We start from the raw sequence: 26,166 nt of genomic DNA on the forward strand, positions 1-26,166 counted from the left end.
CTTCGCCGTCCGCCGGCATCACCGGATGAAGCCCGACGTCACCGGATGAAACGCTGTTCCCACTCCGCTTGGTACTCGGTGACCGCTGCAGGGTCGAGGTCCGCGGGGTCGGTCAGTGCGATGTCCTGTGCGCGCCCGACCGCCTCCGGGATGTTCGGCAGCACACTCGCATACCCCTTGGACAACGCCTGCTGGCCCTCGGGGGAGATGAGGAAGTCGGCGAGAAGTTGCGCTGCATTCGGATGCGGTGCGGACGCGAGAACATGCGAGTAGTACGGGGCGCCCCACGCCGGGTCCGGCCTGAACCACCCGACGGGTGCGCCGGACTCCTGCTCGCGCACGAGGGGTTGGACCATCGGCGTGGCGATTATTTCTCCGGACCCGAGGCCCTGCGCGACGGCCAGAACGCCGGGATAGACACGTGGCTCGTTCTGCGCGAGTTCGTCGGTGTAGTCGGGTGACCAGTTCCGGTCGAAGAACCGGAACTGGTCGGTCACGGCGGCGAAGCCCGCCGGATTCACGACGCCGATACGGCCGCGCAGGTCCGGTGACAACAGATCCTGCGGACTGTCGAGACCGTCCGGCAACGCGGTGGTGTTCCAGCCGAGCCCCAGAACGGCGGCGCTGGTGAGGAAAAGCTTGTCGTTCAGGACGCTGGTGTCTCGACCGTAGTCGGGGTTGTCGAACGAGGGTCCGATGATGTTCACCGAGTACTCGCCCGAGTCGGCGGCCGCGCGGATCCACGCGGGGTCGGTGGTCATGTGGACGTCACCGATCCCGCGTCCGGACTTGTGCTCCGCGTCCACGCGGGGGTTCAGCTCGACGTCGGAACCCCGCGTGAACTCCAGCATGATGCCGGGATACTTCGCTTCGAATCCGGCTTTCACCGAGGCGAGGTTCTCGGGATGTTGCGACGAGTACAGGTAGACGGATCCCTCGTCCTTCGCTGCGGCGATCACCTCGTCCCAGGTGCCCGACACCGGTCCGGACGCTGACGCCCCACCGCTGCAGGCCGCCGACAACCCGACTGCAGCTGCCGATGTCAGTGCCGCGAGCGTACGAAAACACCTTCTCATGCGGGTCTCCTGTCAGTTCTGGTCGACGGCTTCAGTCGAACGCGAGTTCCGGTGTGCGGCAGATGAGCAACCGGCGTATCGAGCCGGCCGCGTCGACCGATGCGCTCGCGTTGAAGGACGCCTCGAAGTCGCCGTCTCGCGTGGTCCGCCCCAGTACGAGTTCCACGTCGCCCACCCGGGATCCGACGTCGATGTGATGGACGAGGGTGCTCTTCTCCCGCTGGGCGAGGTAGAGAACGAGTCCTGCTCTGTCGCCGACGAATTCGGCGGACGCTCCCTCGCCACGGGAGAACTGCACGGACATCCGGAAGTCGTCCGTGATCATGGTCAGCACCCGGTCCGGATCCTCGGAGTCCATGTACGAGAACCAGGTTCGCAGGACTCCTGTCGCATCGGTCGTCATCGTCATGCTCCTGTCGGGTCGGTGGAGGTCGCGTCGGAACCGGTCCACGGCACCAGTGCGTGGTCAGGATCGAACGACACCTGGTAGCGGTCGATCAGTCCGTTCTCGTCGAGGTGCATCGCCGCGACGAAATAGCCCGTGACGACGTCGCCGTGCTCGGTGACGGCTCCCTGGGCGAACTGGACGTCGCCGTCCTGTGCGCGACGCAGCAGTCGATGTTGCCGGCCGACAGGGGGACGTCCGGTGAGGTAGTCGAGCATCGCGGCGCGACCGGTGCCGGCTCGGGCTCCCGTCGGAACGATCATCACGAAGGCGACGTTCTCCGCCAGCATGTCGGTGGCCCGCTCGAGATCACCGCTGTCGAGGGTGGCGTAATAGGACTCGATTCGAAGCATGAACCGAACTTAGTTCAAGAAAAGTCCGCACGTCCTCGATTTCGCCGATACTCTCAAAACAGAACTGAACTCGACTCAGGAGTGTTATGTCTGTAGCGATCGACGACGTCACCTATTCGCCCTGGCCGGAAGCCGAGCCCGCGGGCCTGATTCCCGGGTCGGAGCAAGCCGATCTCCGGTCCGCGATGCGCGCAGTACTCGCACGGCACAGTGGGCGAGACGAGGGGACTCCGACGGCACTGTGGCGGGCCCTCGTGGACGACATGGCCGTGACCATGCTGTCCGTTCCGGAGATCCGCGGCGGCCTCGGGTACGGGATGACGGACATGGCCGTGGTTCTGGAGGAGTGCGGCCGCGCGCTCGTGTCGGAACCGGTGCTGTTCGGGGCGGGTGTCGGCGTGCACGCGCTCCTGCTTGCGCCGGCCGGAACCGTGGACGCGATGGTGTCCGGTGCCCTGGCCGGTGAGCTCCGCGTCGCGGTGCATCTGCCCGTGACGCAGGCGGGACGCGCTGCCGCGCAGGTGATCACGGCCGACCATACGGCGGACGGATGGCGTCTGAGCGGTGTCGCGACCGACATCGTTCACGGTGCGTCGGCCGACGTCGTCGTGGTCGGCGCGCACACGGCCGACGGCGCCCGAGTGTTCGCCGTACCCCTCTCGGATGCGGTGCGCGCCGTACCGCGGACGGTCATCGACCCGACGCGGCCGCGTGCCGACGTGCACCTCGACTCGGCAGCGGCGTCCGCGCTCACCGAGGTGGCAGACACGGCCTCCGCGCTCGACGACCTCGCGGCGCGAGCGACGATCGGGCTGGCGAGCGAGCACACGGGAATCGCCGACCGCATGCTGGAGATGACCGTCGAGTACGTCACCACCAGGCAGCAGTTCGGCCGGCCCGTCGGCTCCTTCCAGGCCGTGAAGCACCGACTTGCCGACCTGCTCCTCTCTCTCGAACGAGCGCGATCGGCATCCCGCTTCGCTGCTGCGCTGTACGACAGCTCCCCGGACCGTGCCGCGCTCGCGGTCGCGATCGCCGGCGCCGTGTGCACGGAGGTCGCGTCCGAGTCGGTTGCCGAGGCGGTGCAGCTGCACGGTGGCGTCGGTTTCACGTGGGAGCACCAGGCGCACAGGTACTTCCGACGAGCGACCGGTGACGAGGCGCTGCTCGGCGATGCGGTGTACCACCGCCGCCGCATTGCCGACCTCATCGGACTGAACTCGCTTCGATTCGAGGGTTGACGCGACCGACCCCATGCCGTAAAACTGAAGTGAATCCAGTTCAAGTACGACGCAGCCCAAGGAGATCCCATGATCGACACCGACCACATCCTGCTCGAGAAGGACGGCGAGGTCGCTCGCGTCTGGCTCAACCGCCCGCACAAGAAGAACGCGGTGACTCCGGAACTGCTGTACCGACTCGACGAGATCATCGCCGAGGTCGACGCCGATCCGAACCTCAAGGTTCTGGTCCTGCGCGGAGTGAACAACACCTTCTGCTCGGGGTTCGACCTCGACATCCTGCTGTCCGACTATGTCGGCAGCACCAACGCGATGGACGTCGCCGTGCTCTCGGCCAAGGTCTGTGACCGTCTGTACTCCATGAACACTCCGTCGGTCGCAGTCCTCGAGGGCTACGTCACCGCCGGTGGATTCGAACTCATGATCTCCTGCGACTTCGCCATCGCCGACGACGACGCCAAGATCGGCGACTTCCACATCCGCCGTGCACTGTTCGGCGGCGCAGGCCCCATCTACCGCCTGCCGCGCATGATCGGTATCCGCAAGACGAAGGAACTGATGCTGACCGGCAAGCTGCTCTCCGGCGTCGAGGCTGCCGACTTCGATCTCATCAACGCGTCCGCGCCGGCCGCCGAGCTGGACAAGACCGTCGAGGAGTTCATCGCGCAGCTCACCGACAAGAGCCCGTTCATGATGAAGCTGACCAAGATGACGATCGACCGCGGTCTCGACGCGGACATCCAGTCCCTCATGGTCATGGAGCATCTCGCCGTGGGCAACGCCCTGCAGTCCGAGGACGGACGAGAAGGCGTCACCGCGTTCCTCGAGAAGCGTGAGCCGAAGTGGGTCGGTCGCTGACCCTCGGCGAGACACGAAGGACGAACGACGGTCGGCGGGGAGCGGAAGGAACACGATGACGAACAGTCTCGAGGCGCAGCGGGTCGTGCTGCAGGGCAGCCGATGCACCGTGTGCGGCACGGTCGCGTTCCCCGCGTCGACTCTCTGCTCACGGTGCGTCACGCCCACGGCAGAACCCGTCGACCTGAGTACGTCGGGCACCGTGTGGGCCCACACGGTGCAGCGCTTCCCGCCCAAGTCGCCGCCGTACGTTCCACCCGTGGGCGGGTTCACCCCGTTCGCGGTCGGCTGGGTCGAGTTGAGCGAGGGCATCCGGATCGAGGCGATTCTCGACTCCGAGAACGTCGACGACCTGCACGGAGCCCTCGTCCACCTCACGGCCGTCGTCCCGGTTCCCCGGTTCGAGGTCGTCGAGGCCGGCCCGTCGTCTGCACCGAGCACAGTGGGAGATACCGCATGAGCGAGTCCGTGGTCATCGTCGGAGTCGGGCTGTCGAAGTTCGGACGCCAACCCGGTGTCAGTGGCCGCGCGATGGCCGTCTCGGCCATCACCGCCGCGCTCGCCGACGCGGGAATCGCCTGGCCGGACGTCGATGTGGCGTTCGGCGGCAGCGACTCCGCCGGCCTCGCCGACACGCTCGTCAGCGAGCTCGGTTTCACCGGACTGCCCTTCACCAACGTGCGGAACGGCTGCGCCACCGGCGGCAGCGCCCTGTTCTCGGCAGTCAATGCCGTTCGTGCGGGATCGGCGTCGATCGGCCTGGCCGTGGGCTTCGACAAGCACCCGCGCGGTGCCTTCGATCCCACGCCCGCGGAGTGGGGTCTGTCCGAGGGGTACGGCGAGGCGGGTCTGATGGTGACCACGCAGTTCTTCGGCGCGAAGATCTCCCGGTACATGCGGCAGCACGGCATCACCGCGGACACGCTCGCGCGCGTCGCCGAGAAGTCCTACCGCAACGGCGCGCTCAATCCCAATGCGTGGCGCCGCGAACCCATGTCGGCCGAGGCGATCGGCTCCGCGGACATGGTGAACGATCCCCTCACCCGCTACATGTTCTGTTCGCCCGGCGAAGGCGGTGCGGCGGTGATCGTGGCCTCACCCGAGGTGGCGGAGCGTCTGACCGGCCGGCCGATCCGGTTGCGCGCCATCACACATCGAACCCGGCGTTTCGGTTCTTTCGAGGTCTTCAGTCCGTCCGTCCAGGGCGTCGGCGAGCCCACCAGCGTCAGCGCGGATGCTGCCGCGGCCGCCTTCGAACAGGCCGGAATCTCCCCGTCGGATGTCGACGTGGCCCAGCTGCAGGACACCGAGAGCGGCGCCGAACTCATGCACATGGCCGAGTGCGGCTTCTGCGAGCACGGCGAGCAGGAGCAGTGGATCGCCGAGGGAGCCACCGAGATCGGCGGGCGTCTACCCGTCAACACCGACGGTGGGTGCATCGCGAACGGAGAACCGATCGGCGCCTCCGGTCTGCGCCAGGTGCACGAGGTGGTCACCCAGTTGCGCGGCGAGGCGGGCGATCGTCAGGTGCCGGGTGGGCCGTCCATCGGCTTCACCCATGTCTACGGGGCACCGGGCATCAGCGCCTGCACCGTTCTGTCCGTCTGAACCAGTCCGATCCGACCAGCGAGGTCAGTCCATGAGTACCAGCACCGTGTCGTCCGACGTCCGGGCATTCACCGCCGAGGCAACGACGTGGCTCAGTAGCGTGGCCGCACCGCGGACCAGCACGACGTGGGGCGAGGGCTCCGACTCCGTGGCCGTCTTCGAGAACTGGACGCCCGAGGAGGAACGCCGGCACACGGACGTCATCCGCGACTACGAACGGCGGAAGTTCGACGCCGGCTGGGGTCCGCTCGACTGGCCCGCGGAATACGGTGGACGAGATCTCCCGCTGTCCCACGTACTCGCCTTCCGCCGCGCGGAGGACCGGTTCGATGTCCCGCGCCGCACCGAGATGTTCTCCGTGACACAGCAACTGGTGGCACCCGCGATCGAGAAATGGGGCACGCCGGATCAGCGCGCAACGTACGTGCGCGCGATGCTGCGCACCGACCTCATGGCCTGCCAACTCTTCTCGGAGACCGAGGCCGGTTCCGACCTCGCTGCGGTCCGTACGCGCGCAGTCCGTGACGACGACGGGTGGGTGCTGAACGGCCACAAGGTCTGGACGTCGGGAGCCACCGTCTCGGACATCGGAGTGGCGGTGTGCCGCACCGATTCCTCGGTCCCGAAGCACAAAGGTCTCACCGTCTTCCTGGTCCCGATGGACGCGGAGGGCGTCACCATCCGCCCCATTCGGCAGATGACGGGCGGCAGCTCGTTCAACGAGGTGTACCTCGAGAACGTGCGGCTTACCGATGCGCACCGTCTCGGGCCGGAGGGGCAAGGATGGCAGGTCGCTCTCACCGTGCTGGCGGCCGAACGACTCGACGGTGGCAACCTCGGACTGGCGAACGCCGACCGTGCCGTGGAACTGGCGCGCAATCTGGGTCGGCCCCTCACCGAGATCGAGCTGGATCAGGTGGCCGATCTCGTCGTGCACAGCCACGTTCAGCGCGTCACCGCCATGCGCGTCGCCGGCGTCGTGGTCTCCGGACGCGATCCCGGCCCCGAGGCGTCCGTCGGCAAACTGCTGGCGACCACCACGATGTCCCGAACATCAGCGGCGGTCCGCCGGATGCTGGGCTCCGATCTGGTGTCCGACACCGGTGAATGGGGCACGTTCGCGTGGACGGAACACGTCCTGGGCGCCCCCGGATACCGCATCGCCGGCGGCACCGACGAGATCCAACACAACATCATCGCCGAGCGCGTTCTCGGCCTTCCCCGAGAGCCGAGGCCGTGACCACCGACGACACGACACACTCCGCACTGCAGCAGCGCGTCGCCGAGAAGCTCGAGGCCGGCGGCCTCGGATCGCTGCGCAGCTTCGATCCACTCCTCGGCGGGCACTCCGGTCTGACCTACCGCGTGCGGACCGACGACGCCGAGTTGGTGGTCAAGGCCGTGCCCGCAGGGCAGCGCCCCGTCGGGCGCCACGACATGCTGCGGCAGGCGACCATCATGCGGGAACTCGCGGGTACGTCGGTGCCGGTGCCCACGATCGTGATGGTCGACGACACCGAGCCCTCCTGGTACGCCATGACATTCGTCCGCGGTGAGTCGCTCGAGCCTGTTCTGGACGATCCGGCAGTCGACCCGGAGCTGGCGGCCGCGCGCATGCGGCGTGCGGCAGCGGTTCTGCCCGAGCTGCACGCGGTCGATCACCGGGCGGTGCCCGACGCCGGTCCCACGCTCTCACCGGGTGACGAACTCGCCCGGTGGGCTCGCACTCTGGGCGCCGTTCCACCGGAACTGGTGGAGGGCGGAGACAGACTCCTGAGCCTTCTCGGCGCCCGCGTCCCGGATGCGGTCTCGTCGACGCTGGTGCACGGTGACTACCGCCTGGGCAACCTGATCGCGGACGGCACCGAGCCTGTCGCGCTCATCGACTGGGAGATCTGGAGTGTGGGCGACCCCCGAGTCGAGCTGGGGTGGTTCCTCGTCTTCGCCGATGGCGACAACTTCCCCGATGTCGGGCGGTCCGTCCCCGGTCTGCCGAGCGCCGACGAGCTGGTGGAGATCTACGCCGGCACGGGACGCGACCTGCCCGACCTGCCATGGTTCGACGCCCTGGGACGACTCAAGATGGCCGCCATCATGGGCCACAATCTGCGTCGTCACCGGGAGGGCCGTCATCACGATCCGGATCAGGAGAAGCTGCCCGCCACCATCTCTCGGCTCATCGACACCGGCACCGCCCTGCTCGCCTGAGCTCCCCGTCCTCGCTTTCACACGCTCGATCCGCCCTTCAGGAGGCCAACCGTGGACTTCTCCTACAGTGCTCGTACCGACGCGCTGCTCGAGACCCTCGAGACATTCATGACCGATCATGTTCTGCCCGCCGAGAAGGTGTACGACGCGCAGATCGCGGCGAACACGAACAAGCACGAGCAGCCGGCGGTGATGCGCGAACTGCAGGAGACCGCGCGCTCGCAGGGACTGTGGAACCTGTTCATGACGCACGACGGGCTCGGGGCCGGACTCACCAACCTCGATTACGCCCCTCTCGCCGAGGTGGTCGGGCGCTCGATCATCGGCAACGAGGCCATCAACTGCTCCGCCCCGGACACCGGCAACATGGAGATCCTCGCCATGTTCGGTACCGAGGAGCAGAAGAAGGACTGGCTCGAGCCCCTGCTCGACTGTCGTATCCGGTCCGCGTTCGCCATGACCGAACCGGCCGTGGCCAGCTCCGACGCCACCAACATCACCTCGACGATCCGGCGCGACGGTGACGAGTACGTGCTCAACGGCCGAAAGTGGTACACCTCGGGTGTTCTCGACCCGGACTGCAAGCTCATCATCTTCATGGGCAAGTCGGATCCGGACGGCCCCACATACCGTCAGCAGAGCATGATCCTGGTTCCGGCCGACAGTCCCGGCATCGAGGTGCTGCGCGATCTCCCGATGTTCGGTTTCCACGACCGTCTCGGGCACGGCGACGTCCAGTTCACCGATGTCCGGGTGCCGGCCTCGAACATGCTGGGAGCCGAGGGCGACGGTTTCGCGATCGCGCAGGGTCGTCTCGGCCCGGGCCGGATGCACTACGCCATGCGCGCAGTCGGCATGGCCGAGCGCGCTCTGGAAATGATGTGCCGACGCTCCCTCGACCGAGTGGCCTTCGGTGCCCCGCTCGCCGATCGTGGCGTCGTCCGCGAGTGGATCGCGCGCAGTCGTATCGAGATCGACCAGATCCGACTGTTGGTCCTGAAGTCGTCCTGGATGATGGACACCCGCGGCAACGCCTCGGCGCGCTCCGAGGTCGCCGCGATCAAGGTCGCGGCGATGGAGGTGGCGCACAAGGTGGTCGACCGTGCTGTCCAGACGTTCGGAGCGGCCGGGGTCAGCGACGATTTCGTCCTGGCCCGCCTGCACGCCATCACCCGCGCCCTCCAGATCGCGGACGGACCCAGCGAGGTCCATCTCCGCACGATCGCCCGCCTCGAGACGAAGAAGTACCGATGACCGATATGCATTCCCTCACCGGCAGAGTGGCTCTCGTGACCGGCGCGAGCCGCGGACTCGGCCTCGCCATCGCTCGTGGACTGCGCGACGCGGGAGCCACCGTCGTGGTGTCCAGCCGCAAACTCGAGGCGTGCGAGGAAGCAGTCGCCTCACTCGGACCGTCGACGGTGGGCAGCGCTCACGCCCGCGCTCTGCACGTCGGTCGCTGGGACGAGATCGAACCCGCGGTCGACGCCATCGTCGACGAGTTCGGCTCACTCGACGTCGTGGTCAACAACGCCGGCATCGCACCGCTGTCCGAGAACCTCGTCGGAGTGACGGAAGGGTTGTGGGACAAAACCATCGAGGTCAACCTCAAGGGTCCGTTCAGGCTGATGGCAGTGGCCGGAGCGCGGATGGCGGCCGCCGGGCGAGGGTCGATCATCAACATCTCGAGCATCGGCGCCGTACGACCGAGCCCGCCCGAAGCCATGTACGCCGCGGCCAAGAACGGCCTCAATGCGCTGACCATGGCGTTCGCGCAGGAGTACGCGCCGCACGTGCGAGTGAACTGCGTGATGCCCGGGGGATTTGCCACGGACATGGCCGAGCACTGGGACGACGAGTTCGTCGGCAAGATCGTCGACCGGCTGCCGTCGGGACGTCTGGGTCGCCCCGAGGAGATCGCCGGTCTCGTCGTACATCTCGCGAGTGACGCCTCGTCGTACACGACGGGTGCCATCATTCCCGTCGACGGCGGCCGCACCGCGGTCTACTGAGGAGGACGTGGACGTGACGGACATGAACGACACCCCGACCCCCGCCGCCCTGTTCGATCTGACCGGCCGAACTGCGGTGGTGACCGGAGCGTCGTCCGGTCTCGGTCTCGGGTTCGCCCGTACGCTCGCCGCCGCAGGAGCCACGGTGTACGCGGCGGCACGCCGCGCGGATCGTCTGGCCGCGGTGGCGGAGACGGTCCCCGGCCTCGTTCCCGTGCGATGCGATGTGACCTCGGACGAAGACCGTCGAGCGTTGGTGGATCGGTGCCGCGAGGAGACCGGGCGCCTGGACATCCTGATCAACAATGCCGGCATGCCCGGCCCGCCGGACGCGGAACAGGAGACCGCGGAGGGCTTCTCTGCGATCCTGGAGGTCAACCTCCTCGCAGGCTTCCACCTGGCGGTGCGCGTCGCCTCGACGACGCCGGAGTCCGCTCCGGTGTCGATCGTCAACATCTCGTCCGTCGTGGGTCTCGTGTCCACCGCCCCCATCGGCGGTGCGAGTTACGCGGCGTCCAAGGCCGGTGTGCTGGGGCTGACCCGCGAACTCGCGGGGCAGTGGGGGAGACGGGGTATCCGCGTGAACGCGGTGGTCCCCGGGTGGTTCGACACCGAGATGACCGATGGGCTGTTCGAGAACGAGAAATCGGCCGGGTGGGTGCGGCGCAACACGATGCTCGGTCGCGGAGGCACCGCGGGCGAGGTGGACGGCGCAGTGCTGTTCCTCGCCTCCGATGCCTCGTCGTACGTCACCGGGCACACCCTGGTTGTCGACGGCGGCTGGACGGCGCGCTGATGCTGGCCGTGCAACTGCTCGAGTGGGGCTCCGCTCCAGAGCTGCGGGACATTCCCGTTCCCGAACCGACGGGTGAGCAGCTGCTGCTCGAGGTCACGGCGGCCGGCCTGTGTCGCAGCGATCTGTCCGTCTGCGATGCGCCGGCAGGGCGGTTCGACTACCCGTTGCCGCTCACGCTGGGACACGAGGTGGCCGGACGCGTCGTCGCTGCCGGCCCCGATGCCGACGGCAGCACGGTGGGATCCTCCGTGGTCGTCCACGGCGTGTGGTCCTGCAGGATCTGCCGCAACTGCCGGCGAGGTCGAGAGAACTATTGTCTGGCACTGCAACCGGTCGACGGCAGACTCGCCGTGATCGGGAACGGGCTCGGCGCACCCGGGGGACTGGCCGAGTACATGGTGGTTCCGCACAGCGGCGTGCTGGTCGACACCGGCTCTCTGGCACCGGAACTCGCTGCGCCCCTTGCTGATGCGGGCGCCACCGTGCATCACGCCGTCAGCGGTCAGGCCGACCTCCTCGACTCGAACGCCGTGGTCGTGATCGTGGGTGTCGGTGGACTGGGTCACCTCGCCGTCAGGATGGCATCGCTGCTGGGAGCCGGCCACGTCGTGGCCGTCGATCCGCGCGACGCGGCTCGGCGATCCGCGTCGACCATGGGCGCGACCTCGGTGTATTCGTCACTGGCCGAAGCGGCCTCGGCCACGAAAGATCTCGGGGGCGTGGACGTGGTGTTCGACTTCGTCGGCAGCGACGACACGATGTCCGAGGGGCTGGCGACGCTCGTGCCCGGAGGGCGCCTGGTCGTGGTCGGCGGCGCGGGTGGGTCCGTGTCGGTGGCCAAGAACCGGGGGATCGCCGCCGGGTGGCAGGTCTCGGCTCCTTTCTGGGGTAGTCGCGCGGATCTGGTCGAGGTGGTGGCGCTCGCGGAGTCCGGGGCGCTGCTGCCCGAGGTGACCACGAGACCTCTCGACGAGGCGATCGACGCCTACGCGCGTCTGCGTGCCGGGGAGGACGCCGGCCGGATCGTGCTCCTGCCCACCACGTCCGACGACCCCACACCAGAACGTGATGCCGGAAAGGACCACCGTCAGTGAAGACTCTCGCGCTCGAACTGCGAGACCGCGTCCGGGAACACCCCGACGCGATCGCCGTGATCGACCTGCACGGCACCCATCGACTCGCCGACGTGATGGCTGCCGCCGAACGCGGAGCCGAGCAGATGGCACAGCACGACCCCACACCTCCCACGGTGCTGATCCAGGCGGACAACACGTGGCAGACGGTGGCCACCGCACTGTCGGTCGGTTTGCGTGGAGGCGTGGTCGCCGTGCTCAGTCCGCATGCCACAGCATCCGAGTTCGTGCTCGCCGTCGAGGACGTCGACCCCGACATGGTGGTGGCCGACCTCCGCACTCTCGACCACTGGGGAGTGTCCGACCAGGACTTCCCGTCGGGGAACGGGGCCATCGGGGATCGTCATCTGCGTGCACGGCGTGGTGACCCACGAGGTGTGGCGCGATGGAACGGAGGCAGTGTCATCGCGATGACCTCCGGATCCACCGGCCGCCCGAAGTGCGTCGTCCAGTCCGAGGATGCACTGCGCTACGCCTGTTCGTGCACGAGGGACGCCGTGGGCCTGCGGCCGGGTGACGCGGTGGGCGCCTTCGTGCCCCTGTCCTCCGTCGCCGCAGCATGTTTCGGGATGTATCTGCCGCTGTTCGTGGGTGGACCCATGGTGTCGATCGGCAAGTGGTCGCCGGCGGACGCGCTCGACGCGATGGCCGCTCACGACGTCCGCTGGACGATGCTGGTGCCGACGATGGCGCTGCAGCTGTCCCTCGTCGAGAACGGAGCCGGTCGACTCGCCGGAATGCGGGCGATGACGGTCGGCGGAGGGCCGATGAACGCGGCGGCTCTCGAACGCGCCGAGCAGTTCCTGGGGACGAGATTCCTTCGAGTGTTCGGCATGTCCGAGTGTCTCGGTCACACGACCGCGGCCCCGGACGACGACTCTCGGCTCCGTCTCGGTACGGACGGACGGCCGTTCCCCGGCACGACAGTGCGGGCCGTGAGCAGTGCGGGGAAGGACGTGGGAACCGGGGAGATCGGTGACGCGCAGGTCCGCGGACCCTCGATGTTCATCGGGTACGCACGCGGAGGACAGGTCGCGGCGCCGGCCCTGACCGACGACGGCTTCCTCCCGACCGGTGACCTCGTCGAGGTGGCGAAGGACGGCACCATCACCGTCATGGGTAGGCAGAAGCAGATCATCATCCGCGGCGGCCGCAACATCGACATCAACGAGGTCGAGGCGGCGGTGGCCGGCGTCCCCGGAATCGTGCAGGTCTGCGTCGTGCCGATCCCGGACGAGCTGCTGTCCGAGCGCGCCGGAGCCCTGGTGGTGACCGACGGTCGCGCTCTCGGTCTGGCCGAGGTGACGGACGGGTTGTCCCGACGCGGTGTGCCGCGACACAACTGGCCGGAGTACGTCTTCGCTGTGGACGATCTGCCACAGAACCGGGTCGGGAAGCTCTCCCGACCCGATGCCGTCCGGATGGCAGCACGTCTCGCCGGTGTAACCGATCCGAATTCACCTCGGGACGGGTAGCATGGGCACGATGCTGACACGTTGCGGGAAGGCCGGAGGCCGACTGGGCCAGTCTTCGAGGGTGCCGCGATGAGCGTCGGAACGACGGCACGCCGCGAGAGCCCGCGATCCAAGCGGTCTCGCATTCTCACCGTCGCCATCGAGCAGTTCGGCAGGGTGGGCTACGACCACACCAAGTGGGCGTCGGTGGCGGACGAGGTCGGGATAGGCCAGACCGCGCTCTACCACTACTTCGAATCCAAGGCGCACTGCCTGCTCACCATCATGCGCCTGGAACTGGCCGATTCCGTCGAGCGATTCGACGCTGCCACGGCCGAGCAGAGCGACCCGGAGGCTGCGCTGCGAGCCGCCGTTGCGGGAGCTCTCCAGGCCTCGCCGCTGGACGCGCTGCAGCGCCGGATTCTGCAGAACCACATGGATCTTCTGGCGACGGAGCGACAGTCGGAGAAGGAGGAGGCCGAGCGTCTCCAGTCCCGCGAGCTGGTCCAGGAGATCGAGCGCCGGTGGACGAGTCTGATCGCCAGTGGCATGGACGACGGTGTCTTCGCCGACGGAGATCCGAAGACCGTGGGTCGCCTGGTTCTCGCCCTCGTCATCAGCGTATGGCGATGGTACCGGCCGAACGGCCCGGCCACCCTCGACGAGATCGCCGAAACCGTCACCACCGCAGTGCTCAAGATGGTGCGCCCCTGACCGCTGGGCCCTGAGCCCGGGCCGGCCATCCTCGACAACCATGCTCACGTATACCGAACCGAATTCATGTTGATCACACGCTGGAGGAAGTCATGTTCGATCTGATGGTTCTCGCCGCCCGTCCGAACGACTGGACGCACGAGCAATTCATGACCTGGTGGCGAGGGGAGCACGCGGACGTGACCTACCCGCTCCCGGGCCTTCTGCGGTGGCAGCACATCGACATCGTCCACTCGATCGACGAGCGCAGCGCCGGGTGGGACGGACTGTCGATTCTGAGCTTCGCCTCTCGCGACGACCTCGAGACCGCGCTCGCCAGCCCGGAATGGAAGGTCGCCGTCGAGCACGTCGGGACCATGCGCGGGCGTCGGATGATCTGGTACGGCGACGAGCGGACCATGGTTGCCGACACGTCGACCACCTCGTGACCGCCCGGTGGTCCGATCCGGGATCCGTTCGGGTCGCGGACGGCATCCACCGGGTGCCGTTGCAGATGCCGTCCGACGGACTCCGCGCCATCAACGTCTACGTCCTGGAGACCGATCGTGGCCTGGCGCTGATCGACGGGGGATGGCGACGGCCGGGCACGTACGACGAGTTCCGCACCGCCCTGGCCGAATTCGGTCACCGACCGGACGACGTGCACGACGTGTTCGTCACCCACGTCCACCGTGACCACTACACCTTCGCCGTCGACCTCCGCCGTCGACACGGCTGCCGCATCCACCTCGGGTCGGCCGAGGCGCCGGGGATCGTCGCCATCGGCGAGCTGGCCTCCAACATGCCGACATCGTCACTGCGTGAGCTGGAACGGGCCGGCGCCGACGACATCGCGCGAGCGGTTCGTCTGGACACCAGCGACGACGACTTCGACTCGGACGACTGGGAGCCGCCGGACTCGTGGCTCACCGACGGAGCCCTCGGCATTCCCGGTCACCGGTTGACCGCGGTGCACACACCCGGACACACCAAGGGTCACATGGTGTTCCACGATCTCGACCGAGACATCAGCTACACGGGCGACCACGTTCTGCCGACCATCACACCGTCGATCGGATTCGAACTCGGTGAGTGGGACCTGCCCCTGGGGCACTACCTGCAGTCGTTGGAAATGATGCTCGACGATCGGGATCGCACGGTGCTGCCTGCCCACGGGGACACCGGTGTCGGTCTGCACGCGCGCGTGCGCGAACTTCTCGATCACCACGCCCGTCGCTTGGCGGCGACCCGGGCGGTCGTCGCCGACATGACTCGGGCGACCGGCCGCGATGTCGCCGAACGTCTCCCGTGGACCCGTCGTGATCGCCCGTTCTCGGATCTCGGAACGTTCGATCGCATGGTCGCGGTCTGCGAGACCCTGGCCCACCTCGATCTGGACGTTCACCGGGGCGTGCTGCGTGTGGAGAACCAGGACGGCGTCGACGTGTTCGGCCTCGCCTGAGAATCAGGCAGCGGTCCAACCACCATCGACGTACAGCTCGCTGCCGGTCACGAAGCGCGCATCGTCGCCGGCCAGGAACGCCACCGCCGCAGCGACTTCCGCGCCGGACCCCAGTCGTCCCATCGGCGTGCCGGCCAGCATGGCCTCGTGACGCGGGGTGCCCTCGTACCGTGCGAGCAACGGCGGGGTCGCGATGAAGCCGGGGTGGATCGAGTTGACCCGCACCCCCAGGCGGGCCCAGTGCAGCGCCGCGTTCTTCGTCATGGTCCGCACGGCACCCTTCGCCGCGGCGTAGGCAATGCTGTTGCCCAGGCCGCCGACGCTGCCGAGGATGGAGCAGATGTTGACCACCGATCCGCCGCCCGTGCGCTCGATCATGGCGCCGGCATGCTTCATTCCCAGCCACGTACCGGTCTGACTCACCTCCACGACGCGGCGGTACTGTTCCACCGTCTCGTCGACGACAGTGGCGAGCGAGCCGATAGCGCCGTTGTTGACGACGGCGTCGAGCGTGCCGTGGCGGTTCTCCACGAGGGCGAGCGTCGCGGCCCACTGTTCCTCGTCGGTGATGTCCAGCGCACACGCCAGATGAGAAGCCGAGCGCTCCAGCGCGTGTACCGCTGCGTCGCAGGCGCTCTGATCGACGTCGGTGACGATCACGCTGGCTCCTTCGGACGCCAGCCTTGTCACGATGTCGACACCGATCCCTCCGGTGGCGCCGGTCACGAGGACCACCTTGTCGGTCAGACGGGTACTGCCTTCGGGCATGGTGGGCCTTTCAGAGCTTGCTGAGGACGTTTCGACCGCCGACGAGCATGGCGATCGCGACTCCCGTGGTGGTCACCGCGGTCATGAGCAGCGCCATCGCCGCGACGAGCGGGTACGAGCCGTTCTGCCACATGTCGTAGAGCAGGGTGCCCATGACCTGGGTCGTGGAAGCGCGGACGAGCAGCGAGGCGGCGAACTCGTGGGTCAGGAGGATGAACATCAGGGCGACGGCGCCGAAGATGGCTCCTCGCATGAGCGGCAACAAAATTCGCAGGTTGGTCACCACAGGCGAGGCGCCACTGGTCGCGGAGGCCTCGGTGTAGGTATTGCCCAAGGCGAGCATCGCCGTCATCTGCAGCCGGACCGAGAACGGCAGCATCAGCACGATGTAGACGAGGACGATCACCGTCCGGGTGCCGTAGAGGATCAGCGGAGGTTCGGTGTACGTGAGGAGGAAGCCGACGCCGAAGATGACCGCGGGGATACCCAACGGCAGAGCAGTGATGAAGTCGCCGATCATGCCGAGAATGCGGAAGCGCCGCCCACGGACCAACAGGTTGGCCATGACGTATCCGATGGGAATGCACACGGCCACCGCGGCGAGAGAGGTGAGGATGCTGGTGAGCACGGACGAGACGATCGCATCATCGGAGATCAGGGCCCGGAAGTTGTCCAGCGTCAACAGATCCAGGCTCAGGGTGTCCGACCAGTACGGGGTCAGCGACACGATGACGAGTCCCACGATGGGGATCAGCAGCGCGAACAGGGCGTACACACTGATGGTGACAGCGGCCCACGTTCCGCGTCCCGAGGGCGCGGAGAACGCCTTGCCGCCGTGAGTGACGAAGCGACTCTGATTGCCCAGCAACATCTTCTGCACGAGGACCAATGCCAGCCCGAACAGGACGAGAGGTGAGCCGGCTGCAGCGGCTGCCGCGAAGTCCGACGGTGATTCCGACACCCGCCGGTACATCTCTGTGGTGAGCACCTTCACTCCGCTGTTCTGGCCGAGGAGCAGAGGTCCGGTGAACTGGCCCAGCCCGAGGAGGAACGCGATGCCGCCGCCGTAGATGAGCGACGGACGGAGCAGGGGGAGAACGATGCGGAAGAACACACCCATCGAGGACGAACCGCTGATCCGAGCAGCTTCGAGGTGTTCCGAACTGATGTTGTCCATCCCCGAGGACACGAAGAGGTAGACGAACGACGTCAGGCCGAACCCGGTCAGGATCACGATCCAGGGGACTGTGTAGACATCGACGGGACCGCTCTCGAGATCGCTCCACCAGGGCAGCGCACGCAGGACCACGTTGAGGTAGCCGGGTCCCGGCGAGAGCAGGAACGCCCATCCGACGATGTTGGCGACGGCGGGGAGCACGATGGGCAGGATCGGGATCATCCTCAGGAACCCCAGCCGCGCCGGGAGGCGGCTCGCGGCGTAGGCGAGCAGGGTGCCGAGAACGAGCGCGATGACCAGAGATCCCAGCGCCAGAATCACTGTCGTCCAGAGCGTCTGGGCAATGTCGAAACGTCCGTACTGGCTGCGGTAGCCCCGTGCTCCGTCCTCGAACGCGAGCATCTGCAGGCGCACCATGGGGAGGACGACGAGATAGGCGAGTACGGCGAGGAGGATGCCGTAACCGAGGCGGGCGCGCCAGGGGCCGGTCAGCCGTGGCCGCCGTCCGGCCGGCGGCGGTGGCGTCGTGTCGGTGTCGGGGGGTGTGAGTGTGGCGGTCACGATGCGCTCCCCACTGCTGCGGCGACGGGTGCTGCGTCAGCGGCTGTGGCGGTGGAGGGCGCCGAGGGGAACACCCGCAGCGCAGCGGGGGAGAAGGAGACGACGACGGCGTCGCCCGGCTCGGCCGCACGCAGTGCGAGGCCGTGCTCGGCGGCCGACGCGCGCAGGGTGAGCGTCTCGGCGCCGGACCGCACGGTCACGTCGAAGTGGCGGCCTCCGTACTCGTGATCGACGAGTGCGGCGTGCAGTCCGACGTGGCCCGGTGGGACCTCGGCCATGCTGCGGTGCAGGAGCAGGTCGTCCGGACGTAGCCGTGCGACCGCGGACTCGCCCTCGTCGGCGCGGTCGCGGACCACCGAGTTTCGGAGATCGATCGCGTCACCCGCGGAGGTCTGCCAGCCGTCGTGTGCTCTGCGCAGTTCGAGCTTGTTGGCCATACCGATGAAGGCCGCGACGTAGTCCGACCCGGGGTTCTCGAACACGTTCGACGGCGTGTCGAGCTGCTCGATGCGGCCGGACTTCATGATCGCGAGGCGGTCTCCGAGTGCGAAGGCCTCGGACTGGTCGTGGGTCACGAACACGGCGGTGAACCCGAGTTCGCGGTGCAGACGGTGGATCTGAGAACGGACCTGATCGCGCAGCCGGGCATCGAGGTTGCTGAGCGGCTCGTCGAAGAGGATGAGATCCGGCCGCGCCACCAGACCGCGAGCAACCGCCACACGCTGCTGTTGACCGCCACTGAGTTGAGACGGGTACCGATCGAGCAGGGCCCCGCAGTCCACCATGTCGGCCGCTGCCTCCACGGCTCCCGGCCCGAAGGACTTGGTGAGTCCGCGGACGTCGAGGGGGTACTTGATGTTGCGGCGCACCGTCATGTGCGGCCACAGGGCGTAGGACTGGAAGACCATGCCGATGTTCCGTTTGTGCGCGGGGACGTCGACTCGCTGGTCCGCGTCGAAGACCGTCCTGTCCTTGAACGAGATACGTCCGCCCTGGGGTGTCTCGAGCCCGGCGAGGCACCGCAGCGTGGTGGTCTTCCCGCAGCCACTCGGGCCGAGAAGAACAAGGAACTCGCCCTGCTCGATATCGATGTCGAGACCGTCCACGACCTTCGTGCTGCCGTACGTCTTGGTCAGTCCGGAAATGGTGAAGCGATCGGTCATCTCATGCCTTCTGTCCAGAGGTGTGTGTGGGTGTTCGCGCGCCGGCCGCCAGACCACCGTCGACGACGAGGTCGGTCCCCGTGATGTAGCTGCTCCCGGATCCGGCGAGGAACACGACGGCGTCCGCGACGTCGGCAGTGGTGCCCCGACGCTGCATCGGAATGGTGCGCACATAGCCGGCGACATCGTGGTCGGCGAAGTCCTCGCTGCCGGTGATGTCGGTGTCGATGCTGCCGGGGCACACCGAGTTGACTCTGATTCCGCGCTCGGCGAGCTCGAGCGCAGCAACTCGGGTCAAGGCCCGCACCCCGAATTTCGATGCGCCGTAGGCACCGAGCTTCGCGGTCGCGAGGATTCCTCGCAGTGACGACACCGTGATCACGGAACCGCCGGACTTCACGGCGGTGCTCGCCGTCCTGAGGGCGAGGAAGGTACCGACCAGGTTGATGTCGAGCATGCGACGGAAGTCCGCGAGCGACGTGTCGGCGATGTCGGAGCGGTGAGCCGCACCGGCATTGGCGACCAGCACGTCGAGGCGCCCACCGTCCGCCTCGATCGTTTGCACGCACGCATCCCACTCGGCTTCCGACGCCACGTCCAGATGCAGGTAGCGCGCCGACGGTCCGAGGGCGTCGGCGACGGCGCGACCACCCTCGTCGTCCACGTCGGTGACGTAGACGGTCGCTCCGAGAGAGACGAAGCGCGCGGCACATGCCGCACCGATGCCGCGCGCGGCACCGGTGACGAGCACGCGTGAGCCGTGTGACGAAGCTGTCGGAGCGTCCATGATCACCTCCTCGGGTGACGAGTTCGGGTAGTCGACATCGGTAGGGCCCACTATCACTGGAAGAGCTGCGACCACTCCTGCGAGTACCGGTCGACGTTCTCGGGGGTCAGTTCGGCCGGATCTGGTGACGCGATGTTCTGCGCACGTTCGACGGCACCCGGCACGTCAGGCAACGCGGCGGCATAGCCACCGTTGAGTGCGGCCTGTCCCTCGGCAGTGACCATGAAGTCCGCCAGGACCTGAGCCGCGTTCGGATGCGGCGCCCTACTCAGAACCTCGGTGTACCACGGTGTGCCCCAGGGATTGTCCGGAAGTGCCCAGTCGACGGGTGCGCCTGCGGCGACCTCTGTGACGAGGGGCTGAACACTGGGCGAAACCACCACTTCACCCGACGTCAAGGCCTGCGCGACGGCCAGTGCGCTCGGGTAGACCCGCGGCTGGAGGTCGGACAACTTGTTCCAGTAGTCCTCGCCGTAGTTCTCGGCGTAGTGCCGATACAGATCGACGTACGACGCGATGCCCGTGGGATTGACGATGCCGATGCGGCCGCGGTAGGCCGGGTTCAGAATGTCCTGCGGGGTTTCGAGACCGTCGGGCACCGCGGCGGTGTTCCACCCGAGGCCGAAGACTGCGGCGGACGAGAGGAAGAAGCGGTCGTTCTTCACGCTGGCCGCGCGGTCGTAGTCGGGTGCGTCGAAGTCCGGACCCACGATCTCGGTGGAGTAGGTCCCGGACTCGGACGCGCTTGCGATCCACGACGCGTCGGTCACCATGTGGACGTCGGCGATACCCGTGCCCGTCCGGTTCTCGGTCTCGACACGGGGATTGATCTCGGAATCCGTTCCACGCACGAAGTCCATGGAGATCTCCGGGTACTTCTGCGTGAACGCGGCCTTCAGCGCGTCGAGGTTCGCGGGCTTCTGGCTGGAGTACAGCATCACGGTGCCCTCGGTCTTCGCCGCGGCGACGACGTCGTCCCAGCTGCCCTCGACGGGCCCGGACGGGGTGGTGCTGCCGCCGCACGCTGTGAGCGCGAACGCCGACGCTGCCACGGCAACGGTGGCGATGGCTCGGGGAATCCTCCGCATGGTCAGACCTCTCTGGGACTCACAGGGCCGCTCGGCTGTCGGTGCGAGTGGACTTCCTGAACTGATGTCAGTTTGAAAGTAGTATGACGTCCTTGTGATGTCAATCACGCAGGTGAGAACCGGTGCACTCGACCGTTCTCGGGAAGCGGTCGGGAGTTCGAACCTCCCCGGCTCCAGGGGGTACTCCCTCCACGAGCGCGCCATCCGATCCGAGGGATGCCGCCGAACGAGCAGGAGTGAGCACATGAGTACCCCCACTTCCCAGACGAGTCCCACCCCGAGGCGCCGACCGAAAGTCGTGGTCTTCGACGTGAACGAGACGCTGTCGGACACCTCGCCGATGCGTCGACGGTTCACGGACGTCGGAGCTCCTGGCCCCATGTTCGACACGTGGTTCGCGGGATTGTTGAGGGACGGCTTCGCACTCGCCGTCGCGGGCGCGGCTCGACCGTTCGCTGACGTCGGTTCCGGCCTTCTCGAAGTTCTACTGTCGGGTACTGCGGTGAACCGCACCGTCGTTGACGCGGTGGACCACATCATGACCGGCCTGACCGAGCTCGACGTCCACGCAGATGTGGTCGACGGAGTCACCGCGCTGGCACGGTCGGGCATCAGGCTGGTGACGCTGTCCAACGGTTCGACGGACGTAGCCCGGACGCTTCTGGGCAAGGCCGGCATCGCGGACAGGTTCGACGCGATCCTGTCCGTCGACGATGCAGGGCGCTGGAAGCCGCACCTCGATGCCTATCGGTACGCGCTCGGCGAGTGCGATGTCGCCCCCGAGGAGGCCATGCTCGTCGCGGTGCACCCCTGGGACATCAACGGCGCGCGCACTGCGGGAATGGCCACGGCATGGATCGGCCGGAACGGCGGGCCGTATCCGAGTTACTTCCCCGACCCGGACCTGACAGCACCGTCCATCACGTCTCTGGCGCAGATGCTCATCGACCTTCCCGATGACGAGGCTGCGGACTCTACTCTCCAGTAAGAGTAGAGTTCCGTCCTGCGGAGAGGCCGTGCCAGGTGCACGTGATGCCGCGTCATCGCACCACCACGGAAGAGGCTTATCCATGTCGAACGCAGCCGCGCCGGTCACCGCACCCGAGGACACCTCGGTGATGGCGGCGCTGCGCTCACCCCGCAGGCTCAAGACCGAGGTGCTGGCGGGACTCGTCGTCGCCCTGGCGTTGATTCCGGAGGCGATCTCGTTCTCCATCATCGCCGGCGTCGATCCCCGCGTCGGACTGTTCGCCTCGTTCACGATGGCGGTGACCATCTCGATCGTCGGTGGCCGGCCGGCCATGATCTCCGCGGCGACCGGCGCGATCGCACTGGTCGTCGCACCGCTGTCACGCGAGTACGGCCTGGATTACCTGATCGCGGCCGTCATTCTCGGCGGTGTCCTTCAGATCGTCCTCAGCGTGATCGGCGTCGCGAAGTTGATGCGCTTCATCCCGCGCAGCGTGATGGTCGGATTCGTCAACGCCCTCGCCATCCTGATCTTCACCTCCCAGTTGCCCTATCTTCTCGGCGTGCCGGCACTGGTCTATCCGCTCGTCGCCGTGGGCCTGATCGTGATGGTGTTCCTCCCGAAGTTGACCAGAGTCGTTCCCGCGCCGTTGATCGCCATCGTGCTGCTCACCGCGGCCACCCTCGTGTTCGCGCTGCAGGTTCCCGACGTCGGAGACGAGGGCGAGTTGCCGTCGTCGCTTCCATCCTGCTGATACCGAACGTGCCCTTCACTCTGGACACGTTGTCGATCATCGCGCCGTTCGCGCTCGCCATTGCCTTGGTCGGATTGTTGGAATCGTTGATGACGGCGAAACTTGTCGACGACATCACCGATTCCCACTCGAACAAGTCGCGCGAAGCGTGGGGCCAGGGCGTCGCGAACCTGGTCACCGGCTTCACCGGGGGTATGGGCGGGTGCGCGATGATCGGCCAGACGATGATTAACGTCAAGGTCTCGGGTGCGCGTACCCGGATCTCCACGTTCCTCGCCGGCACGTTCCTGCTGATTCTCGTCGTGGGACTGGGCGACATCGTGGCTCTCATCCCGATGGCCGCGCTGGTCGCGGTGATGATCATGGTGTCGGTGGGTACTTTCGACTGGCACAGCATCCATCCGAAGACGCTGCGGCGCATGCCGAAGAGCGAAACGCTGGTCATGGTCGTCACGGTGGCCGTCACGGTCGCCACTCACAATCTCGCCTACGGCGTCGTCGTGGGAGTCGTCACCGCGATGGTGTTGTTCGCGCGCCGGGTCGCGCATCTCACCGAAGTCGTCGACGTGGCGCATCCGGACGAGAACACTCGTGTCTACAAAGTTCTGGGGGAGTTGTTCTTCGCCTCCAGCAACGATCTGATCTATCAGTTCGACTACATCGGGGACCCTCTCGACATCGTCATCGATATGTCCGAATCCCACATCTGGGACGCCTCCACCGTTGCGACGCTCGACGCCATCACGACCAAGTACGCCGCGAAGGGCAAGACCGTGAAGATCATCGGTCTCGACGATTCCTCCACCGAGCGACACGACAGACTCAGTGGCAATCTCGGCGCGGGGCACTGAGTACGCGGTGGGTCGAAGCATGCAGATCGGTGAGGTCGCCGAGCGCACGTCGTTGTCGATACGCACTGTCCGCCATTACGACTCGGTCGGACTCGTGGTGCCTTCAGCGCGTTCTGTCGGCGGTTTCCGGCTCTACACCGACTCGGATGTCGAACGCCTGTTGGTGATCCGCCGTATGAAACCGCTCGACTTCACGCTGGCGGAGATGAAGGAACTTCTCGACGCCCTGGACATTCTTGCCGACGAGTCGTCCAGCGACGAGGAGCGCACGTCTGCAGCGCAATTCGTCGACCATTGCCACAACAAGACGCTCGAGCGATGCGAGACGTTGCGTCGTCACCTTGCTTACGGCGAGGAATTTGCCGGACTGCTCGCCGCCCGGAAGCCGGTCACCGGCCTCTGAAATCCGGTCCGCCCACCGGGTGCGTTGTGGGAGGGGGAGAAGCGTTCACGCCTATAAGCTTTCGAGGTGACTGATGTCGGCGATCCGGGGCGCGTCTACGGGGGCCGCTCGATGGCGGACCGTCGAGCGGACAGGCGCGCGAAGTTCCTGCAGGCCGCCATCGAGGTCCTGGGCACGAAGGGGTACTCCGCCACCTCGGTGGCGGATGTCTGCGCGGCTGCAGGGCTGGCGCGTAGCCAGTTCTACGGCGAGTTCGCCAACCGCGAGAAGCTCTTGACCGATGTCTACGACCTGATCCAGCAGGACGCCGAGACCGCGGTCGTCACTGCGCTGTCCGGGTCGACGGACCGAGATCACCGGAAGTTGGTCGCAGCGGCCATGGGCGCGCTGATCGACTCGTTGGGGAGTGACCCCCGCCGAGCCCGCATCTGCTACATCGAGATGCTCGGTGTCAGTGACACCGTGGAGCAGCACCGGGCCCGCAGACGGGCCGTCTGGGTGGGGTTCTTCGAGGCCACCTTGCGGGGAGAAGTCGGTGCCGAATTCGACCCGCCGGGTGGGTACCGGTTGGCTGCGACTGCGTTCCTCGGCGCGTTCACGGAGGTGGTCTCCGACTGGTCGCGCACCCCGTCGCCGCGTCCGCCGGTGGGCGCACTCGTCGACACGATGATCGCCGTGCTCGCCGCGTTCGTCCCTGACCTCGACTGACGCCGGGATTGTTATCCACGACACAACGCTCTACAGTCCTGTGAACCATCACGGACACTCGTGTCCAACATGCTGGAATGTGGTGCATACCGTCGCCGGGAGCACATTCCGCTGTCGTCTCGTCTCGGCGCGAAAGAGAGTGCTCGGTGTCCCCCTCCCCGACTTGGACACGGCGTGTCGTCGTCACAGCGGTGGTCTCGGCCGTCGTGTCCGCGCTGGCGTCGGTCCCCGCGACAGCAGCGCCTGCCGTCGACCCGTCGAGCGCCCCCCGCGAGTCGGACGTGGTGGTCCAACCGCCGCTACCGCCCCTGACCTGGCCGAAGATTCCTGAATTAGACACCGACTTCTACATGCCACCGGCCGACGTGGTCGCCGCCGCAGCACCCGGCGAGATCATCGCCGCACGCCCGGTGGACTTGGCGACGCTGAATCTGATTCCGACGCAGGTCGATGCGTGGCAACTGTCCTACCGGTCGAACAACGGCAGAAACGAGCCCATCCCCGCGGTCACCACCGTCATCCGGCCGCGGAGCACTCCGCAGTCACCACGGCCGCTGCTGTCGATGCAGGTCGCCGAGGATTCCCTGGGTGCGTACTGCGCCCCGTCGTACACGATGCGACAGGGTGCGATCCCGTGGCCGGTGACAGGGTCTGTCACGTCCGGGGCGCAGTTCCTCGAGGCGCAGGCTCTGCTCGCACAGGGATGGGCGCTGTCGGTCCCGGATCACCAGGGGCCCAATGATGCGTTCGCTGTCGGCCCGGTGGCCGGCCGGATCACCCTCGACGGCATCAGAGCAGCGGAGGCCTTCGATCCGTTGCAGGTGAGTGGGCTCGACACGAAGGTCGGCATGATGGGCTACTCCGGCGGCGCGATCGCCACCGGTCATGCCGCCGAGCTTGCGAAAAGCTATGCGCCGGAGCTGAACATCGTCGGTGTCGCCGAGGGTGGCACCCCTGCCGGGCTCGCAGCGCTGGTGAACAACGCCAATGGTCAGCTGGGTGCCGGCATCGTCGGCTCCGGGATCATCGGTGCGAGTCGGGAGGATCCGGAGCTGGCGAAGTTCGTCGACGAACACATCGACCCTTTCGGTCGCGCGTTGTTCGCAGCGAAGGACAACCTCTGTGTCGCATGGGGTTCCGCGCTACTGCCCTTCGTCGATCTCAAGGGACTGCTTCACACCGAGGGTGATCCGCTGGAGCAACCCGTGGTGAAGAAAGCGCTGAGTGCCCTGAACCTCGGTAGCACGACCCCGGACATGCCGCTGTTCGTCTACCACTCGAACCCGGACTGGTTGGTGCCGGTCGGCCCGGTGAACGACATGGTCGACTCGTACTGCGGTCGCGGCGATGCGGACGTCACCTACACCCGTGACCACTTCAGCGAGCACCTCACGTTGGAGCTCATCGGATTCCCCAGCGCGGTGCTCTGGATGCGTGACCGCTTCGCCGACGTTCCGATCGAGAAAGGTTGCCGCACCAACGATGTCGGTACGATGGCACTCGATCAGCGGCCGCACTCGCTCTGGGTCGATTCGGTCGGCGAGATCATCGCAGGACTGTTCGGCGAACCCGTCGGGGCGTGAGCCCCGTGTCGGGG

At 67.0% G+C, this 26,166-nt stretch carries 26 protein-coding genes and 1 pseudogene; 19 read left to right on the top strand and 8 right to left on the bottom strand.

Annotated features, from left to right (window positions below):
- Positions 1-38: 38 nt before the first annotated feature.
- From AC0IX4_RS01215 to AC0IX4_RS01225, 3 genes are read right to left on the bottom strand one after another with little or no spacing between them, the layout of a single operon-like run.
- Positions 39-1,076 carry an ABC transporter substrate-binding protein gene (locus tag AC0IX4_RS01215; RefSeq protein WP_471827749.1) on the bottom strand — a complete coding sequence of 346 codons (1,038 nt, stop codon included), beginning with the start codon at positions 1,074-1,076 and terminating at the stop codon, positions 39-41.
- Positions 1,077-1,107: 31 nt separating this feature from the next.
- Entirely contained in the window at positions 1,108-1,479 is a 372-nt protein-coding gene (locus AC0IX4_RS01220; RefSeq protein ID WP_328810390.1) for a hypothetical protein, read from the bottom strand.
- Positions 1,480-1,481: 2 nt separating this feature from the next.
- Positions 1,482-1,874 carry a nuclear transport factor 2 family protein gene (locus AC0IX4_RS01225; protein WP_328810389.1) on the bottom strand — a complete coding sequence of 131 codons (393 nt, stop codon included), beginning with the start codon at positions 1,872-1,874 and terminating at the stop codon, positions 1,482-1,484.
- Between the two features lie 86 nt (positions 1,875-1,960).
- Here AC0IX4_RS01225 and AC0IX4_RS01230 point away from each other — a divergent pair, with 86 nt between their 5' ends.
- The 14 genes from AC0IX4_RS01230 to AC0IX4_RS01295 all read left to right on the top strand — a co-directional run bounded on the left by AC0IX4_RS01230 (position 1,961) and on the right by AC0IX4_RS01295 (position 15,339).
- Complete coding sequence (locus tag AC0IX4_RS01230) at positions 1,961-3,115, top strand: acyl-CoA dehydrogenase family protein (RefSeq protein ID WP_471827750.1); 1,155 nt, start codon at positions 1,961-1,963, stop codon at positions 3,113-3,115.
- A 69-nt stretch (positions 3,116-3,184) separates the two neighbouring features.
- Entirely contained in the window at positions 3,185-3,973 is a 789-nt protein-coding gene (locus AC0IX4_RS01235; protein WP_042575769.1) for an enoyl-CoA hydratase/isomerase family protein, read from the top strand.
- A 55-nt stretch (positions 3,974-4,028) separates the two neighbouring features.
- Positions 4,029-4,433, top strand: coding sequence for a Zn-ribbon domain-containing OB-fold protein (locus tag AC0IX4_RS01240; RefSeq protein WP_471827751.1), 405 nt, complete (start codon positions 4,029-4,031; stop codon positions 4,431-4,433).
- The gene (locus tag AC0IX4_RS01245) at positions 4,430-5,581 is read left to right on the top strand and encodes a thiolase family protein (protein ID WP_471827752.1); all 1,152 of its coding nucleotides are present in this window, start codon (positions 4,430-4,432) and stop codon (positions 5,579-5,581) included. Before AC0IX4_RS01240 ends, AC0IX4_RS01245 begins: the two co-directional genes overlap by 4 nt.
- A gap of 31 nt (positions 5,582-5,612) precedes the next feature.
- Entirely contained in the window at positions 5,613-6,821 is a 1,209-nt protein-coding gene (locus AC0IX4_RS01250) for an acyl-CoA dehydrogenase family protein (protein ID WP_471827753.1), read from the top strand.
- Positions 6,818-7,789 carry a phosphotransferase family protein gene (locus AC0IX4_RS01255; protein ID WP_471827754.1) on the top strand — a complete coding sequence of 324 codons (972 nt, stop codon included), beginning with the start codon at positions 6,818-6,820 and terminating at the stop codon, positions 7,787-7,789. The genes AC0IX4_RS01250 and AC0IX4_RS01255 overlap by 4 nt, the downstream gene beginning before the upstream one ends.
- A 51-nt stretch (positions 7,790-7,840) precedes the next feature.
- The gene (locus AC0IX4_RS01260) at positions 7,841-9,043 is read left to right on the top strand and encodes an acyl-CoA dehydrogenase family protein (RefSeq protein ID WP_471827755.1); all 1,203 of its coding nucleotides are present in this window, start codon (positions 7,841-7,843) and stop codon (positions 9,041-9,043) included.
- Entirely contained in the window at positions 9,040-9,801 is a 762-nt protein-coding gene (locus tag AC0IX4_RS01265) for an SDR family NAD(P)-dependent oxidoreductase (protein ID WP_056446422.1), read from the top strand. The genes AC0IX4_RS01260 and AC0IX4_RS01265 overlap by 4 nt, the downstream gene beginning before the upstream one ends.
- Before the next feature lie 22 nt (positions 9,802-9,823).
- On the top strand, positions 9,824-10,597 hold the full coding sequence (locus tag AC0IX4_RS01270; protein ID WP_042575808.1) for an SDR family NAD(P)-dependent oxidoreductase: 774 nt from the start codon (positions 9,824-9,826) through the stop codon (positions 10,595-10,597).
- Positions 10,597-11,691 carry an alcohol dehydrogenase catalytic domain-containing protein gene (locus AC0IX4_RS01275; protein ID WP_471827756.1) on the top strand — a complete coding sequence of 365 codons (1,095 nt, stop codon included), beginning with the start codon at positions 10,597-10,599 and terminating at the stop codon, positions 11,689-11,691. The genes AC0IX4_RS01270 and AC0IX4_RS01275 overlap by 1 nt, the downstream gene beginning before the upstream one ends.
- Entirely contained in the window at positions 11,688-13,205 is a 1,518-nt protein-coding gene (locus AC0IX4_RS01280; protein WP_471827757.1) for a class I adenylate-forming enzyme family protein, read from the top strand. Before AC0IX4_RS01275 ends, AC0IX4_RS01280 begins: the two co-directional genes overlap by 4 nt.
- A gap of 69 nt (positions 13,206-13,274) precedes the next feature.
- Positions 13,275-13,898 carry a TetR/AcrR family transcriptional regulator gene (locus AC0IX4_RS01285; RefSeq protein ID WP_042575777.1) on the top strand — a complete coding sequence of 208 codons (624 nt, stop codon included), beginning with the start codon at positions 13,275-13,277 and terminating at the stop codon, positions 13,896-13,898.
- Positions 13,899-13,990: 92 nt separating this feature from the next.
- Positions 13,991-14,326, top strand: coding sequence for an EthD family reductase (locus AC0IX4_RS01290; protein WP_042575778.1), 336 nt, complete (start codon positions 13,991-13,993; stop codon positions 14,324-14,326).
- Positions 14,323-15,339 carry an MBL fold metallo-hydrolase gene (locus tag AC0IX4_RS01295; RefSeq protein WP_471827758.1) on the top strand — a complete coding sequence of 339 codons (1,017 nt, stop codon included), beginning with the start codon at positions 14,323-14,325 and terminating at the stop codon, positions 15,337-15,339. Before AC0IX4_RS01290 ends, AC0IX4_RS01295 begins: the two co-directional genes overlap by 4 nt.
- A 3-nt stretch (positions 15,340-15,342) precedes the next feature.
- Here AC0IX4_RS01295 and AC0IX4_RS01300 read toward each other — a convergent pair whose 3' ends face one another.
- From AC0IX4_RS01300 to AC0IX4_RS01320, 5 genes are all read right to left on the bottom strand, one after another.
- The gene (locus tag AC0IX4_RS01300; protein ID WP_471827759.1) at positions 15,343-16,107 is read right to left on the bottom strand and encodes an SDR family NAD(P)-dependent oxidoreductase; all 765 of its coding nucleotides are present in this window, start codon (positions 16,105-16,107) and stop codon (positions 15,343-15,345) included.
- Positions 16,108-16,117: 10 nt separating this feature from the next.
- On the bottom strand, positions 16,118-17,776 hold the full coding sequence (locus AC0IX4_RS01305; RefSeq protein WP_042575810.1) for an ABC transporter permease: 1,659 nt from the start codon (positions 17,774-17,776) through the stop codon (positions 16,118-16,120).
- A gap of 65 nt (positions 17,777-17,841) precedes the next feature.
- Positions 17,842-19,008: an ABC transporter ATP-binding protein gene (locus tag AC0IX4_RS01310; protein WP_471827760.1), complete on the bottom strand. Its 1,167-nt coding sequence runs from the start codon at positions 19,006-19,008 to the stop codon at positions 17,842-17,844.
- A gap of 1 nt (position 19,009) precedes the next feature.
- Positions 19,010-19,795 carry an SDR family NAD(P)-dependent oxidoreductase gene (locus AC0IX4_RS01315; RefSeq protein ID WP_042575811.1) on the bottom strand — a complete coding sequence of 262 codons (786 nt, stop codon included), beginning with the start codon at positions 19,793-19,795 and terminating at the stop codon, positions 19,010-19,012.
- 53 nt (positions 19,796-19,848) lie between these two features.
- Positions 19,849-20,883 carry a substrate-binding domain-containing protein gene (locus tag AC0IX4_RS01320; protein ID WP_156148965.1) on the bottom strand — a complete coding sequence of 345 codons (1,035 nt, stop codon included), beginning with the start codon at positions 20,881-20,883 and terminating at the stop codon, positions 19,849-19,851.
- Between the two features lie 244 nt (positions 20,884-21,127).
- Between AC0IX4_RS01320 and AC0IX4_RS01325 the strand changes: the two genes are divergently transcribed.
- The 5 genes and pseudogenes from AC0IX4_RS01325 to AC0IX4_RS01345 all read left to right on the top strand — a co-directional run bounded on the left by AC0IX4_RS01325 (position 21,128) and on the right by AC0IX4_RS01345 (position 26,152).
- Positions 21,128-21,871: a haloacid dehalogenase type II gene (locus AC0IX4_RS01325; protein WP_042575781.1), complete on the top strand. Its 744-nt coding sequence runs from the start codon at positions 21,128-21,130 to the stop codon at positions 21,869-21,871.
- An 82-nt stretch (positions 21,872-21,953) separates the two neighbouring features.
- Positions 21,954-23,458, top strand: a pseudogene (locus AC0IX4_RS01330) (SulP family inorganic anion transporter).
- 19 nt (positions 23,459-23,477) lie between these two features.
- Positions 23,478-23,861 carry a MerR family transcriptional regulator gene (locus AC0IX4_RS01335; protein ID WP_042575813.1) on the top strand — a complete coding sequence of 128 codons (384 nt, stop codon included), beginning with the start codon at positions 23,478-23,480 and terminating at the stop codon, positions 23,859-23,861.
- Between the two features lie 66 nt (positions 23,862-23,927).
- Entirely contained in the window at positions 23,928-24,569 is a 642-nt protein-coding gene (locus AC0IX4_RS01340; protein ID WP_052493334.1) for a TetR/AcrR family transcriptional regulator, read from the top strand.
- Between the two features lie 146 nt (positions 24,570-24,715).
- Complete coding sequence (locus AC0IX4_RS01345) at positions 24,716-26,152, top strand: lipase family protein (protein WP_042575784.1); 1,437 nt, start codon at positions 24,716-24,718, stop codon at positions 26,150-26,152.
- The last annotated feature ends 14 nt before the right edge of the window (positions 26,153-26,166 follow it).

Source organism: Rhodococcus sp. AC861 (genome assembly GCF_979256035.1).

Excerpts from the sequence above, each read along its gene's own strand:
- AC0IX4_RS01215 (WP_471827749.1), bottom strand. The coding sequence starts at position 1,076 with ATGAGAAGGTGTTTTCGTACGCTCGCGGCACTGACATCGGCAGCTGCA.
- AC0IX4_RS01220 (WP_328810390.1), bottom strand. The coding sequence starts at position 1,479 with ATGACGACCGATGCGACAGGAGTCCTGCGAACCTGGTTCTCGTACATG.
- AC0IX4_RS01225 (WP_328810389.1), bottom strand. The coding sequence starts at position 1,874 with ATGCTTCGAATCGAGTCCTATTACGCCACCCTCGACAGCGGTGATCTC.
- AC0IX4_RS01230 (WP_471827750.1), top strand. The coding sequence starts at position 1,961 with ATGTCTGTAGCGATCGACGACGTCACCTATTCGCCCTGGCCGGAAGCC.
- AC0IX4_RS01235 (WP_042575769.1), top strand. The coding sequence starts at position 3,185 with ATGATCGACACCGACCACATCCTGCTCGAGAAGGACGGCGAGGTCGCT.
- AC0IX4_RS01240 (WP_471827751.1), top strand. The coding sequence starts at position 4,029 with ATGACGAACAGTCTCGAGGCGCAGCGGGTCGTGCTGCAGGGCAGCCGA.
- AC0IX4_RS01245 (WP_471827752.1), top strand. The coding sequence starts at position 4,430 with ATGAGCGAGTCCGTGGTCATCGTCGGAGTCGGGCTGTCGAAGTTCGGA.
- AC0IX4_RS01250 (WP_471827753.1), top strand. The coding sequence starts at position 5,613 with ATGAGTACCAGCACCGTGTCGTCCGACGTCCGGGCATTCACCGCCGAG.
- AC0IX4_RS01265 (WP_056446422.1), top strand. The coding sequence starts at position 9,040 with ATGACCGATATGCATTCCCTCACCGGCAGAGTGGCTCTCGTGACCGGC.
- AC0IX4_RS01270 (WP_042575808.1), top strand. The coding sequence starts at position 9,824 with ATGAACGACACCCCGACCCCCGCCGCCCTGTTCGATCTGACCGGCCGA.
- AC0IX4_RS01275 (WP_471827756.1), top strand. The coding sequence starts at position 10,597 with ATGCTGGCCGTGCAACTGCTCGAGTGGGGCTCCGCTCCAGAGCTGCGG.
- AC0IX4_RS01285 (WP_042575777.1), top strand. The coding sequence starts at position 13,275 with ATGAGCGTCGGAACGACGGCACGCCGCGAGAGCCCGCGATCCAAGCGG.
- AC0IX4_RS01290 (WP_042575778.1), top strand. The coding sequence starts at position 13,991 with ATGTTCGATCTGATGGTTCTCGCCGCCCGTCCGAACGACTGGACGCAC.
- AC0IX4_RS01300 (WP_471827759.1), bottom strand. The coding sequence starts at position 16,107 with ATGCCCGAAGGCAGTACCCGTCTGACCGACAAGGTGGTCCTCGTGACC.
- AC0IX4_RS01310 (WP_471827760.1), bottom strand. The coding sequence starts at position 19,008 with ATGACCGATCGCTTCACCATTTCCGGACTGACCAAGACGTACGGCAGC.
- AC0IX4_RS01315 (WP_042575811.1), bottom strand. The coding sequence starts at position 19,795 with ATGGACGCTCCGACAGCTTCGTCACACGGCTCACGCGTGCTCGTCACC.
- AC0IX4_RS01320 (WP_156148965.1), bottom strand. The coding sequence starts at position 20,883 with ATGCGGAGGATTCCCCGAGCCATCGCCACCGTTGCCGTGGCAGCGTCG.
- AC0IX4_RS01325 (WP_042575781.1), top strand. The coding sequence starts at position 21,128 with ATGAGTACCCCCACTTCCCAGACGAGTCCCACCCCGAGGCGCCGACCG.
- AC0IX4_RS01335 (WP_042575813.1), top strand. The coding sequence starts at position 23,478 with ATGCAGATCGGTGAGGTCGCCGAGCGCACGTCGTTGTCGATACGCACT.